The 13281-nt window shown below is 61.4% G+C and carries 11 protein-coding genes and 1 pseudogene; 1 reads left to right on the top strand and 11 read right to left on the bottom strand.

All coding sequences use genetic code 11. From position 1 onward, the window contains the following. Nucleotides 1-157 precede the first annotated feature (157 nt). Nucleotides 158-481 (bottom strand): hypothetical protein, encoded by a 324-nt coding sequence (locus ACUXVA_RS29095; RefSeq protein ID WP_265082436.1) that lies wholly within the window; start codon nt 479-481, stop codon nt 158-160. 678 nt (nt 482-1159) lie between these two features. Here ACUXVA_RS29095 and ACUXVA_RS29090 point away from each other — a divergent pair. After that, nucleotides 1160-2254 (top strand): integrase arm-type DNA-binding domain-containing protein, encoded by a 1095-nt coding sequence (locus ACUXVA_RS29090; RefSeq protein ID WP_445489699.1) that lies wholly within the window; start codon nt 1160-1162, stop codon nt 2252-2254. On the opposite strand, the pseudogene ACUXVA_RS29085 reads toward ACUXVA_RS29090, so the two are convergent. The 10 genes and pseudogenes from ACUXVA_RS29085 to torT form a co-directional block, all read right to left on the bottom strand. After that, a pseudogene (locus ACUXVA_RS29085) lies at nt 2219-2436 on the bottom strand (DNA-binding protein). The gene ACUXVA_RS29090 and the pseudogene ACUXVA_RS29085 sit on opposite strands and share 36 nt — an antisense overlap. A 723-nt stretch (nt 2437-3159) precedes the next feature. Next, a complete protein-coding gene (locus ACUXVA_RS29080) occupies nt 3160-4536 on the bottom strand; it encodes an acetyl-CoA carboxylase biotin carboxylase subunit (protein WP_265082438.1) in 1377 nt (458 codons plus the stop codon). A 3-nt stretch (nt 4537-4539) separates the two neighbouring features. Further along, entirely contained in the window at nt 4540-4779 is a 240-nt protein-coding gene (locus tag ACUXVA_RS29075; RefSeq protein ID WP_265082439.1) for an acetyl-CoA carboxylase, read from the bottom strand. A 25-nt stretch (nt 4780-4804) separates the two neighbouring features. Continuing rightward, nucleotides 4805-5779, bottom strand: coding sequence for a 5-oxoprolinase subunit C family protein (locus tag ACUXVA_RS29070; protein WP_445489697.1), 975 nt, complete (start codon nt 5777-5779; stop codon nt 4805-4807). Then, nucleotides 5776-6657, bottom strand: a complete 882-nt coding sequence (locus ACUXVA_RS29065; RefSeq protein ID WP_445489695.1) for a 5-oxoprolinase subunit B family protein — start codon at nt 6655-6657, stop codon at nt 5776-5778. Before ACUXVA_RS29065 ends, ACUXVA_RS29070 begins: the two co-directional genes overlap by 4 nt. A gap of 31 nt (nt 6658-6688) precedes the next feature. Beyond that, nucleotides 6689-8071 carry an aspartate aminotransferase family protein gene (locus tag ACUXVA_RS29060; RefSeq protein ID WP_445489693.1) on the bottom strand — a complete coding sequence of 461 codons (1383 nt, stop codon included), beginning with the start codon at nt 8069-8071 and terminating at the stop codon, nt 6689-6691. Nucleotides 8072-8088: 17 nt separating this feature from the next. Beyond that, nucleotides 8089-9558, bottom strand: coding sequence for an NAD-dependent succinate-semialdehyde dehydrogenase (locus ACUXVA_RS29055; RefSeq protein WP_445489691.1), 1470 nt, complete (start codon nt 9556-9558; stop codon nt 8089-8091). 44 nt (nt 9559-9602) lie between these two features. Continuing rightward, nucleotides 9603-10622 carry an ABC transporter permease gene (locus ACUXVA_RS29050; protein WP_445489689.1) on the bottom strand — a complete coding sequence of 340 codons (1020 nt, stop codon included), beginning with the start codon at nt 10620-10622 and terminating at the stop codon, nt 9603-9605. After that, nucleotides 10619-12154, bottom strand: coding sequence for a sugar ABC transporter ATP-binding protein (locus tag ACUXVA_RS29045; protein ID WP_445489687.1), 1536 nt, complete (start codon nt 12152-12154; stop codon nt 10619-10621). Before ACUXVA_RS29045 ends, ACUXVA_RS29050 begins: the two co-directional genes overlap by 4 nt. Beyond that, nucleotides 12151-13233, bottom strand: coding sequence for a TMAO reductase system periplasmic protein TorT (gene torT / locus ACUXVA_RS29040; protein ID WP_265082444.1), 1083 nt, complete (start codon nt 13231-13233; stop codon nt 12151-12153). Before torT ends, ACUXVA_RS29045 begins: the two co-directional genes overlap by 4 nt. Between the last annotated feature and the right edge of the window lie 48 nt (nt 13234-13281).

The raw sequence follows: 13281 nt of genomic DNA, 5'->3' as shown, positions 1-13281 counted from the left end.
TAGCGCGCAGCGCGTAACCCGCCGGCTCCGGATTGCGGCTCACGATGGTGGGTTACGGCGCAAGGGCGCCTAACCCGCGCTGCGCTTGCTAACGTGACGAGTAGGGACAAGCATGATTCAATGCGTTGTATACTTCAAAGCATTTAAGAGGGCGGTTTCACCGCGATGCTCGATATGCGAGGTGCAGCTTGATCAAGCCGAAGAGGGAAATCAGCGATAGGATTTCACCGAACGCGAAAATGCTATGAAACAGGAAAGGATCTTCGGCCAGCGATACGTCGCGAGACAGTCCGATGGAATCCCATCCAACAGTCATCACGCCCTTGCTGTAATGGGCATATGGCAAGACAACGATGCCAAGGACGACGCAGAACACGAGAAACGCCCGCTTCCAATTTGACCAGGTCGCATAGTCGGCGACGAGTGCCTCAAAGCGTTCCCGCCCTTTTGCGCGGTCGTAAACAATAAGCTGTTTCCACATGCCTATCCTCCTCATGCCGAGCGCAGTGTATCCCTGCCATCTCTGGCTGAAGGCCAGGAAGATGCTCCGCAAGAACAAAAAGCACATGGACACGGTGAGAGGCGTCTGCCCGGACTGCAATTGGGAGGGCCTGCTGTTTCGCCGGTCCGATTACTCGCTTCTAATGAACGTCAAGCCGCCGGTCCGGATGATGCCAGAGGAGCGTCGGCCGCGCCAGCGCGTAACCCGCCGGCTCCGGATCGCGGCTCACGATGGTGGGTTACGGCGCAAGGGCGCCTAACCGACCCTACGCTTGCTGCCAATGATTGCGCCATCTGTGACCTAAGCAAATCCTGGCTTCGCCCAGTCCTGGCGGACAGAGGTGGTGACAGCCGGTCAATGGTGGAATGGTGGGCGCACAAGGGATCGAACCTTGGACCTCTCCCGTGTGAACCACAATCTGTAGACCCTAGCCAACCAGCCCTAGCCATAGTAAATTTGTAGAAGCGACTGATAATTCTGGCATTTTTGTCATGTGCGGCCACTATAGACCATAGTGGTCCATAGCCCATTTTGTGTGCCCCTGTTGTGCCCTCCGCGAATTTTCCCTTGGGACACAAAGTCGAGGGAAGGTCTGAGGCCCGGTTCTTGCGGGTCCGATCATTCCCGCGCGGGCACAAAACGAAAAGGGCAGGGACCATGGGAGAGCCGATCAACTATCTGACGCTGACCGACACGGTCATCCGCGACGCGACAATGCCACCGGGCAAGGCGCAGCATTACCTCCACGACGACAAGCTGCCTGGTCTCGCGCTGCGCATGCGCGCGACCGGCGGCCGGACCTGGGTCTACCTGTTCACCAAGCCGGGAGTGAGGGGCACTCAGCGCAAGACCCTCGGGGCCTGGCCAAGGTTCAATGAGCGGGCGGCTCGTAAGGCCGCCACTATCGCCGCTGGTGAGGTGGTCACAGGGGTCGATCCGAACGACGCCAAGCGCGAAGCCAAGCGCCAGCAACTGGCCGAGATGCAGTGCACTACGCTGGTGGCCCTGATACGTGAAGACGGCCCCTATCAGACATCCCTGACCGGACGCCAATTCCTGAACTGGAAGCCAGCGATGTCCGCGCTGCGGCGCGGTCTCAAGGATCATCTGGATGTCGCCATCGGCGAATTGACGCGCCGGCAAATCATGGCGGCGGTGGATAAGATCACCAAGGCCGGTAAGCGCGGTGCGGCAAGGGACTTGCGCAAGCACGCCCACACATTCCTCGAATGGTGTGTCGGCGAAGGTTACGTCGAGGACAACGTGCTTGCCGGCTATCGCGCGCCCAAGGAAACTCGTGCGCAGAGGGGCGGGCGCCGAACCAAGGGCCGCGCGCTGATGGATGAGGAGATCATCAAGGTCTGGCACGCGGCCGGCAAGCTCGGGGCTTTTGGACAATTAGTACGCATGTGCCTGCTCGGCGGTCCACGCCGCAGCGAGCCAACCATCATTGAGTGGCGAAAGCACATCATGGATGACCGCATCACCTTCGATGCGGCGTGGACCAAGATGGGCCTGCATCACGACGTGCCGCGCACTCATCTCGTTGATGAGGTTGTAGCTGGGGCTGGTTCCTCGTTACAGATCGGGATAGACCCGAAGTATCATGCACCTGCCTTCACGAGACCCCACACTACACATTGTAGCACGGATTCCGAATCGAATCTATCTAGGCCAGATCATCTCACTCAGCGGCAACTGTCGGACTGGCAGATTTCACGATATAGCGTCCTCCAACGGGAGCGATCGTGAAGGCCGGCAAACAACTAGATTTCTGCGATCCCAGCGATCGAGCTCTTCCAGCGGATAGAGAATGGCTTTGCCGATCTTGATGAAAGATGGTCCGACCCTAATCGAACGCCAGTTGCGAAGGGTTCCCTCGTTGACCTGTCCGCGGTAACGCTCAACACCTCCTCAAGGGTGAGAAACACCAGACCTGCCGGAGGTACGAAGGAGCGGCTGATGACAAGACTATGCAATGAGCTGTTGCGTGTTCCAATTTACGTGAGGCTAGGATCGATGGTCATCGAGTAAACTCCGGTAAGTGCAGAAGACGGTCTGCAATCAAACATTGACTGATTGCAGTTTTGGAGAACGCCGTAAGCGGATTGCGACCGTTCCGATACACCAGTCTGAATGTCTGCGCTTCTCCGGTCACAGAACGCGCGTCGGCACCGAGCCGAAGCAAGCTCATGCACGAAACGCGGAATAAGCCGTTCTTGAATGGTAGCTTGTGGTGGATACGGTTGAAAAAGTCGAAAATCGATCGACCTAAAACTCTTCGCGAAGACCCGGGTTCGGTCTAATCGCCCCCTGCACGCGGCTTTAGCCGATCTTAGCTGACCCGTGATCGATTTTGCGAGATGCAACATGGTCCCTCACGTCAATATGCGCAAGGCTCACCAGTGAGACTAGAAAAATCCGAACCGGGGCCGACCACGACGTTTTCAACGCTATCGGCGCGAAGCGGTCATTGAGGTGTGGATGGTAGATTTCACTGGCTCGCGCTGGCATGATCGCCGGCGCTTGGTATCAGCATTTTTAACGGGTAGCGCCCATATGGTGCGCGCCATCTTGTGCCCAGCGCCACTGCCGACACCGGACAGAGGCGGAGCGTCATCAGGGAAGACCAAAGCGGGTAACCGCATCCATTGTGGTCAAGGTTTGGGGCCAGACCGCTGGCTCCCGCTGGTTTTCATCCAGTCTTCGAGCCAAGAGGTACTGACGTTGCCGGCCCGGACATCCGGATCGTCGGCCAGCATCACGTGCAACGGAGCGGTCGTGTGGATCCCCTCGATCCGCAGATCCGCCAGCGCCCGTTTCAGCCGTTCGATGGCCTCGGCGCGATCCGCTCCCGAGACGATCAGCTTTCCGATCAGGGAATCATAAAACGGAACCACCCGGTAGCCTTCATAGAGCAAAGTGTCGAAACGAACACACTCTCCCTCAGGGGCCTGATACCCTGTCACCAGACCAGGCGACGGCATGAACATCCTTGCCGCATTTTCTGCATTGATCCGCACCTCGATGGCATGACCCGTCTGGCGGATGTCGTCCTGCGTCAGCCACAGCGTTTCGCCGCCGGCGATGCGCAATTGCGCCTGAACCAGATCGATGCCGGTGATCATTTCGGTGACCGGATGCTCGACCTGGATGCGGGTATTCATCTCGATGAAGAAGAACTCGCCGGTCAGATCGTCGTAGAGATATTCGAGCGTGCCGGCCCCCTTGTAGCCGACCCGACGGGCCAGCGCGGCTGCGGATTCGCAGAGCGCCTGCCGCGTTGCGAGCGGCAGCATCGTCGCCGGCGCCTCTTCCCAGATTTTCTGGCGCTTGCGCTGCAGCGAGCATTCGCGCTCGAACAGATGCACGACGTCAGTACCATCGCCGAGTATCTGCACTTCGATATGCCGCGCCCGGCGGATATAGCGCTCCATGTAGAGACCGTCGTCACCGAAAGCCGCCCGGGCTTCTGCCATCGCCTGCGGCACCAGTTTTTCGAGAGAAGCCTCGTCCTCGACGACTCGGATGCCGCGCCCACCGCCGCCGGCGCTAGCTTTGATCATTACCGGGTAGCCGATATCACGGGCGACACGGCGAGCATCGTCAAGATCGCCGATGCGGCCGTTGCTGCCGGGAACCACCGGGACGCCGGCTGCCATCGCCTCGTCGCGTGCCATCGCCTTGTCGCCCATCGTGCGGATCGTTTCCGCACCCGGTCCGACGAATGTCACGCCGGCCGCCTCGATCGCCTCGACGAAGAGTGGATTTTCGGAGAGAAAACCGTATCCGGGATGAACCGCATCGGCGCCGCTGTCCTTGACCGCCTTCACCACAGCGTCGATGTCGAGATAGGACTTGCCCGCCTGCGCGGCACCGATCACCACCACCTCGTCGGCCATCCGGCATGCCAGCATCTCGGTGTCGGCTTCGCTGGCTGCCTGGACCGTCCGGATGCCGAGCGCCCTGGCAGCCCGGATGATACGCACGGCGATCTCGCCGCGGTTGGCTATGAAAAGTTTGCTGATAGTCATCGGTTACTCGATCTCGGCGATCGCATCGTCAGCGTCGACGGGCGTGCCATCCTCGACGAGAAAGCGCACGAGCGTGCCGCCGGTTTCCGCCTCGACCGGAAAGAACGACTTCATCGCCTCCACCAGTCCCACCGTGTCCCCGGCCGCCACCGTATCGCCGGCTTCCTTGAAGACCGCCTCGTCGGGCGACGGACGCCGAAAGAAGACGCCGGGAAGCGGGGCGCGAAGGGTCTGTTTTGCCATGATGGTGATCCTCGATCTCTGGAAATTATACGGTGGTCAGGCTGGCGGGCACGCAGAGCGCCGTCATCCGGGCCGCCAGCGCCTGCGCTTCGTCGACGCTCACCAGCTTGAAATGAAAACGTTCGCCGGGCTTTGCCTGGCCGAGCTTCCAGAACGCTGCCGACGGCACCGTGTAGGGATTGATGAAGCCGCCCATCGATGGACCGTCGTTGACGAGGATGATCGGCGTCTGGCCGGCCAGGTTGATCGCCCCCATGGGGTAACCATGGTCGATGATGTTGGAGGGCAGCGAACCGTGTTCCCTGGGCTTGTTCGTTGCCTTTTCGGCGAATGTCCATTCCGGCCCATCGAGCCGGAAACCCGTGCGGTCGGACTTGGCCGAGAGCACCCAGGGGGATGACAGGAACCGTTCCTGGCCGGCCGCATCGATCCAGTCGTCATTGGGACCGGCACAGACCTCAATGTCCCATTCCTTATCGGAACGGATCGCCGGACGATGCTCCGGCGGCACGCTCAGGCCCGCCGTTCCGCCGCCTTCTCCGAGCGGCAGGTGCTGCCCCGGCTTGACCGAATGGCCTCCAATGCCGCCGACGCCCGCCTTGGTGAAGGTGGAGCGCGAACCGAGCTTCGCGTCATTGGCGAAGCCGCCCGAGACCGCGATATAGCCGCGGGCACCGAGGCGCGCGGCACCGAGGGCCAGCGTCTGGCCCGCCTTGACCGCGACCGATTGCCAGAAAGGCAGCGCCTCGCCGTCAAGCGTCGGGCGCATGTCCGCGCCGGTCACGGCAATGGTGCGGCTGTCCGAGAACCTCAGTGTTGGCCCGAGGAACTGGCATTCCAGACCGGCAGTTCCGGGCGCATTGCCGACCAGAAGATTGGCCATGCGGAACGACCAGCCGTCCATCGGCCCGGAGGGCGGAAAACCCTGGTTCCAGTATCCTATGCGGCCTGGATAATCCTGGATCGACGTTTCAAGCCCGGCTTTCACGACCTCGATCATGACTGCGCTCCCTGCGTTGCGCCGCCGCCAACTTTGGCGGTCCAGGTCTTATAATTTTTGACCACGAACTTCTGGTACTCGACGACGGTGTACTGGTAACGGTTCTCGTTTACCGCGGCCTCTGCCGCGTCGTATTCCTCGCGCGTGACCGGCACGAACCTGATCCGGTCGCCGGGGCGGAACAGGCAGAGCCCGCCCTCGAAGCCGTCCCGCTTGCCGGTGGAATCCCAGATGGGTACCGGCGTTCGGCCGAAGATCTGATAGCCGCCGGGCGTGGCGACCGGATAGATCGAATTGGCGGCACCGCCAAGACCGATCGCCCCTTGTGGCGTGTGGGTTCGCGGCGGATTGTATTTCGGCGCGGTCAGCCGTGCTCTCGGATCGAGCGCCATCAGGAAGGGAAGCCCCGGCCAGAAGCCAAGTGCCGCAACCCAGTATTCCGACGAGGAATGCAGCCGTACCAGATGATCGACGTCCTGAAGGCCGTTTTCCTGTATTATCAGTTCTGGGTCCGGCACTTTCCGGGCGATTTTGGCGCAGTAATCTTCGACGCACTCCTTGGTCCAGGGATCGAGATAGAGCGCAGGCAGATAGAACAGCCGGCTCTCCAGTTCGATATCGTCCGACGATCCGAGCGAGGAAACCAAGACCGACAGTTCCCGCACGACGTCGGAGTAAGTGATCCGGGCGGGCTCGTAATGCACCAGCAGCGAGGCAAAGCAGGGCGCCGTTTCGATCACGCCGTCAATACCGGCGGAGGCCACCGCGGAGGCCAGCCCCTGCGCCATGAAGTTGAGATCGAGGTTCATCTCGTTGCCGAATTCGATCAGTATGTAGCGGTCGCCCGCGGGCAAGAATTTCGGCTGGTCGTAGATCACAATCGTCTTCCCTTCTCTGTACCGCCAGGTGTCAGTTCAGGCCTTCCGCCTTCACCCAGCCGGCCGTCTGGTCGAGCGTCTTGACGAAGCGCCGGAAGAGTTCGTCCACCTGCTCTTCGGTGATGATCATCGGCGGGCACAGCGCCAACGTATCGCCGATTGCGCGTACAATCAGGCCGTGTTCGTGACCGGCGCCAAAGGCATAGGCGCCGACCTTACCGGGCGTCCTGAACGGCCGGCGGGTGGCCTTGTCGGCGACCATCTCCACGCCGGCGATCAGGCCGGCGCCACGCACCTCGCCGATCAGCGGATGGTCCGACAACGCGGAAAGCTTTGCTTGGAGAATAGCGCCCATACGGGCGGCGTTGCCCATCAGGTCGCGCTCCTCGATGATCTTCAGGTTTTCCAGCCCCACCGCCGTGGCGACCGGATGGCCGGAGGCAGTAAAGCCGTGGCCGAATGTACCAATCTTCGCCGTGTTGTCGGCGATGGCGTCATAGACGGCTTCCGAAAACAACACGGCGGCCAGCGGCAGGTAGGATGAGGTCAGTTGCTTCGAGACGATCATGATATCCGGCTTGAAGCCGTAATGGACGGCGCCGAAGGAACTGCCGAGCCGGCCGAAACCGTTGATGACCTCGTCGGCAACCAGCAGGATGTCGTATTTGCGGCAGAGCGCCTCGATCCCTTGCCAGTAGCCCGCAGGCGGCGGCATGACCCCGCCGGCGGCCATCAGAGGTTCGCCGATGAAGGCTGCGATTGTGTCAGCGCCTTCCTCAAGGATTACCGCCTCGGCTTCGGCAACGAGCCGTGCCGTGAAGGCGGCCTCGCTCTCCCCTTCCGCGCCAAAGCGGTAGAAGTGCGGGCAGGTCAGATGCCGGACCGGTATCGCCGGAAGGTCGAAATCTCGGTGATTGTTAGGCAAGCCCGTGAGACTGCCGGAAGCGACGGTGATGCCGTGGTAACCCTTGGTGCGGGCGAGAAACTTCTTCTTCCGCGGCCGGCCCAGTGCATTGTTCATGTACCATACCATCTTCACCATCGTGTCGTTGGCCTCGGAGCCAGAGCTGGTGAAGAAGACGCGGGTGATTTGCTCGGGCGTTATTTCGACCAGCTTTTCGGAGAGCCGGATGGAGGGTTCGTGCGCCTTGTCGCTGAAGGTGTGGTAGTAGGGCAGCTTCGCCATCTGCGCTGATGCCGCCGCGACCAGGCGCGGCTCGTCAAAGCCGACGCCGACCGACCAGAGACCGGCCAGGCCCTCGATATATTCGCGCCCCGCATCGTCGTAGACATAGATGCCCTTGCCACGTTCGATAACGATAGGTCCCTTTTTCTCATGCGCCCGCGCATCGGTGTAGGGATGCAGCGTGGTGGTGATGTCTGCATGATGGAGAGAGTTTGAAAGCGTATTCATGACGATGTCCTTGCGTGTCAGGCGGCGATGGTCGGCGAAATCAGAATGTACTTCTGTTCGAGATATTCATCGATGCCGTACCGCGACCCTTCGCGACCCAGTCCGCTCTCCTTGATGCCGCCGAAGGGAGCCACTTCGTTGGAGATCAGTCCTTCATTGACGCCGACCATCCCCGTTTCGATCGCATCAGTCACCCGCCACATCCGATCGAGGTCCCGGGTGAAAATATAGGCCGCCAGACCGTAGTCGGTCGCATTGGCGAGCGTAACCGCCTCGCTTTCGCTGGAAAACCGGAAGAGTGGCGCCACGGGACCGAAGGTCTCGTCCTGCGACAGCTCCATGCGGTCGTTGGCGCCTGCGATGACGGTCGGCTGGAAGAAGGTGCCGCCCTTTTCGTGCCGCGCCCCTCCGTGAACGATGGTGCCGCCATGCGCCATCGCATCGGCAATATGCCGCTCGACCTTGACGACTGCGGCCATGTTGATCAGTGGTCCGATCGTGACGTCGTTCTCGATCCCGGAACCTACCTTCAGCTTCGACACGGCCTCGACCAGTGCCATGCTGAAAGCATCGTAGATACCATCCTGCACATAGATGCGGTTGGCGCAGACGCAGGTCTGGCCGGAATTGCGGAACTTGGAATTCATGCAGGCCTGGATGGCGGTCGGGATATCGGCGTCGTCGAAGACGATCAGCGGTGCATTGCCGCCGAGCTCCATCGAAGTCTTCTTGACCGTTTTTGCCGCCTGCTCCAGCAGCAGCTTGCCGACCCGCGTCGAGCCGGTGAAGCTCAGCTTGCGGACCGCGCGGCTGCCCGTCAGGGATTTGCCTATATTGGCGGGATCGCCGGTGACGACGTTCAGCACACCGTCCGGAATGCCGGCCCGGTGGGCAAGTTCGGCCAGCGCCAGGGCGCTGAATGGCGTAAACTCTGACGGCTTGACGATCACCGTGCAGCCGGCGGCCAGCGCCGGCGCGCATTTGCGGTTGAAAAGCGCGGAGGGGAAGTTCCAAGGAATGATCGCGGCCGCGACCCCGATCGCCTGTTTCTGAACGATGATGCGGCTGCCGGCCTTCGGTGCCGGGATCGTATCGCCGTAGACCCGTTTTGCCTCCTCGGCATACCATTCGATGAAGGTGGCGCCATAAGCGATCTCGCCGCGCGCCTCGGCGATCGGCTTGCCCTGTTCAAAGGTCAGGAGTTGCGCCAGCGCTTCCTGGTTTTCCAGGACGAGGTCATGCCAGCGGCGCAGATACCGGCTCCGCTCCTTCGCAGCCAGCCCCCGCCATGCCGGCAGGGCAGCTTCGGCAGCGGCGATGGCTTTTTCCGTCTCGGCGGCGCCCATGTTCGGCACCCGGCCGACGAGGCTGCCATCGGCCGGATTGACGACGTCGATGGTACTGCCGCCGTCGGCATCGGTCCATTTGCCGTCGATGAAGCCCTTTTCGAACTTGAGGGCTGCCGCGGATGAAGGGAGGGAGAGCATGACTAGTATCCTGTTATTCTGAATAGGTAAGACAAGCGATTGCGTCAGCGCCTGGCAGCATTGGCAGCGCGGTAGCGATCGAGAACGACGGCGCCGACCAGAACGATACCGAGCACGATCATCTGATAGTTCGAGCCGATCCGCATCAGGTCCATACCGTTGGCCAGCACGGTGATGAACACGACGCCCATGAAGACGCCCGCGACCGAGCCTTCGCCGCCGCGTAGCGAGCAGCCTCCGATCACGGCCGCAGCGATCGAGTTGAGCGGAAACTCGCCGCCGAGCAGCGGTTCGCCCGAGGAAACCCGAGCCGTCAGCAGCCAGCCGGAAAAGGCGGTCATGGTGGCGCACAGCACGTAGCTGGCGATCAGATACCAATTGATGTTGACGCCAGCGACGATGGCCGAACGGATGTTGGAGCCGATCGCATAGACGTATCGGCCGAATTTCATGTGATGAACGAGCAGATAGACAAGGACGAGGGCCGGCGTCGCGATGATCGCGGACACCGGAATGCCGTGGAAGAAGCCGGAGCCGATGCCGTAGACGAAATCCCTCGGCAGGCCGCTCACTTGCTGGCCCTGCGAGATCACCAGCGTGACGCCGCGAAAAATCGAGGCGGTTGCCAGCGTCACGATGAAGGCATTGACCTTCAGGATCGCCACGCCGAAGCCGTTGACCAGCCCGGCGACAGCGCCCGTCAGAATCATTGCCAGAAACCCTGCGCCGACTGACATCCACGCGGCATCCGGAAAGGCGAGCGCCACGGCGACCATGACCTTTGCCGCGATGACGGAGGTCAGCGCCACCACGGCGCCCACCGACAGGTCGAAGCCGCCAGCCAGCAGCACCAGCATCTGGCCGAAGGCGATGAGCATCAGGAAAACGCCCTGTTGCACCATGTTGAGCGTATTGGCGGAACTGAGAAAACGCGGATTACCCAGTTGGAATACGACGATGCAGATCAGGAGAATGATCGGCAGGGCGCCGAAGCGCAGCACTTTCGCGGCGATGTTGGTGGTGGCCGAGGGTATGGTGCCGGCGCTGGAGCGAAGTTCGGTCATTGCAGGGGTCCTTTCGGCTTCTCACCAAAAGCATAGGCGACGACGACATCCTCGGTGATGTTCTTGCGGCCAAGGTCTGCCACGCAGACCCCCTCATGCATCACGTAGGCGCGATGCGAGAGATGCACCAACTCCTGGAGATCGGAGCTGACGAGAAGAATGGCCGCGCCGTCGCGGCATAGCTGTTGAAGTTGATGGTAGAAATCGAGCCGCGCACCGACGTCGATGCCGGCGGTCGGTTCGTCGAAAATGTAGATCTTGCGGGAACGACTGAGTGCCCGGCCGAGAACGACCTTCTGCTGGTTGCCGCCCGATAGTTCCTGCACCTTCTTCTGCGGTTCGGCCGGTTGTACCTTGAGACGCGCAAGAAGATCGCTCACCAGCGCCGACAGTACGCCGGTCTGCACGAAGCCGCAGCGCGTCGAACCCGGCGCTCCGAGAACTTCCAGAACGACGTTATCGGCGATCGACCGGTTGAGCGCCAGGGCTTCGCCACGCCGGTCCTGCGGCAGATAGATGAGGCCGCGATTGAGCATGCTCTTCGGCGTCGGGGCCGTGACAGACTGGCCTTCGACCAGGATCTCGCCGCCGTCGATAGGCATCAGCCCGAAGACGACGCGGGCAAGTTCGGCCTTGCCGCAGCCGACGAGACCGCCGAGCCCGACGATCTCGCCGAAGCGCACGGTGATCGAGGCGTCCTTGAGCTTGCCGCCGGACGACAGCCCTCTGACCTCCAGCGCCATGCCCGCCGGCGCATGCGCGATGTCCGGATAGAAGCTCGACATTTCGCGGCCGACCATCTCGGCGATCATCTGATCGTTCGTGACGTCGGCCAGACGATGGAATCCCGTCTGCCGGCCGTCGCGCAGGATGGTGACGACATCGCCGAGCCGGCGGATCTCCTCCATGCGATGGCTGATATAGAGAATGGCCCAGCCGTCCTGCTTTAGGGCGGCAATGGCCGAAAACAGATGTTCGGATTCGTCGTGGCTAAGCGTTGCCGTTGGCTCGTCGAGGATGAGCGCGCCGGGCTTGCCGCCAAGTGCCCGCAGGATTTCCAGTAATTGCTGTTCGGCCCGCGTCAACGTATCCACGCGCACATCGGGGTCCAACTGGACGCCGAGTGTGCGCATGGCATCCAGCACGTCGTTGCGCATCGCGGATTTGTCGAGAAACCCGCTTCGGGTCCGCTCGCGTCCGAGCGCATAGTTTTCGGCAACCGTCAGCGTCGGGGCCAAAGCGAAGTCCTGCAACACGGCATTGATACCGGCCTCGCGTGCTTCGAGCGGCGTTAGCGTCGCGCAGGGCTTTCCCCGCACCATCCGTTCACCGGCATCCATCATGTTGCTGCCGGTCAGAAGGCTGACAAGCGTCGATTTGCCGGCGCCGTTTTCGCCCAACAACATATGCACCTCGCCGCATCGGAGCGTCAGGCTGACGTCCTTCAACGCGGCATAGCTGCCATAGAACTTGGATGCACCGGAGAGTGAGGCGAAGGCCTCACCCTCCACGCGGTCAGGGGAGCCGCTCATTTTTTCGTGGCTTTGATTGCGAACTCGACGCTGTATCCCTTCGGCGCAAACATGTCGGTCATGTTGTACGCCTTGATCGTTTCCGCAGTGACCATGGCAGGTTTCGGGCCTGCGCGCTTGGCAGCCAGCGTCTGGCCTTCGAGGAGCCGCAGGGCCATATCGACGGCCAGGCGGCCCTGAAGCGAGGTGAAGTCGGTCGGCGAGGCCTTGGTCGCGCCGGCCGCGATGTCCTCATAGACCGGCGGGATGATATCGAACGCCGCGACATTGACCTTGGCGCCGAGATTGGCGTTGCGAACCGCGACGGCCGCGGCCTGTGCCGCAACGTCGACACCGACGATCCAGGTCATGTTTTCGTAGGTCTGAAGCGCATTGTTAATGAGATCGAGCTGCACGTTGAGGCCGGTGTCACCGCGGCGCGTGACGGCCACTTCGACCTTCGACCCCTTGATCGCATCGTTGAAACCGCGCACCGCGTCGTCCGACCAGCCAGCACCCTGCGGCCCCGGGAAGAAGCCAACGACCAGAGGCCCGCCCTTCGACTGCTCGACGATGTACTTGCCGGTGGTGAAGGCGAGATCGTAGAAGCTCACCAGCGCATGGCCGGAAACGCTCGGTTCTTTGACACCATTGACGAAATCGATCACCGGAATACCCGCGTCGGTCGCCTTCTTGACCAGCGGGCCGACGCCGTCGGCACTGATGGCCCCAAGAATGATGCCGTCAAATTTCTGGGCGATGCAGTTGTCCATCTGGCTGAGCTGCGTCGAAAGATTGGTGTAGCCGCCGGCTTCATAAAGCGTCATCGCCGTACCGGTCCGGTGGATTTCGTCGGCGATGCCGTAGTTCGCCGCAACCCAGTAGCTGTCTTTCAAATGCGGGAATAGCACGCAGATGTTCCACGGCTTGGTAATCTCGTTGGCCTTAATCAGCTTCCAGTCGGCATCCGTCTTCTTGTCACCGTTGACGAGTTCGACCGGAAAACTTTCGAGCGCATCAGCCGCTCGGGCGATGCCAGCGCTCAGCATGGTGCCAGCGACAAGAGCCAGTGCGGTCGTCATCAGAAATTGTTTCGTCATGTTCCGTTCCTCTGTTGGTTCTTCAACGTCCGTGGTTTCGAGGTCTTT

The sequence above is a fragment of the Rhodopseudomonas sp. RCAM05734 genome, assembly GCF_052658035.1.
This window is presented reverse-complemented; position numbering and strand designations above follow the sequence as displayed.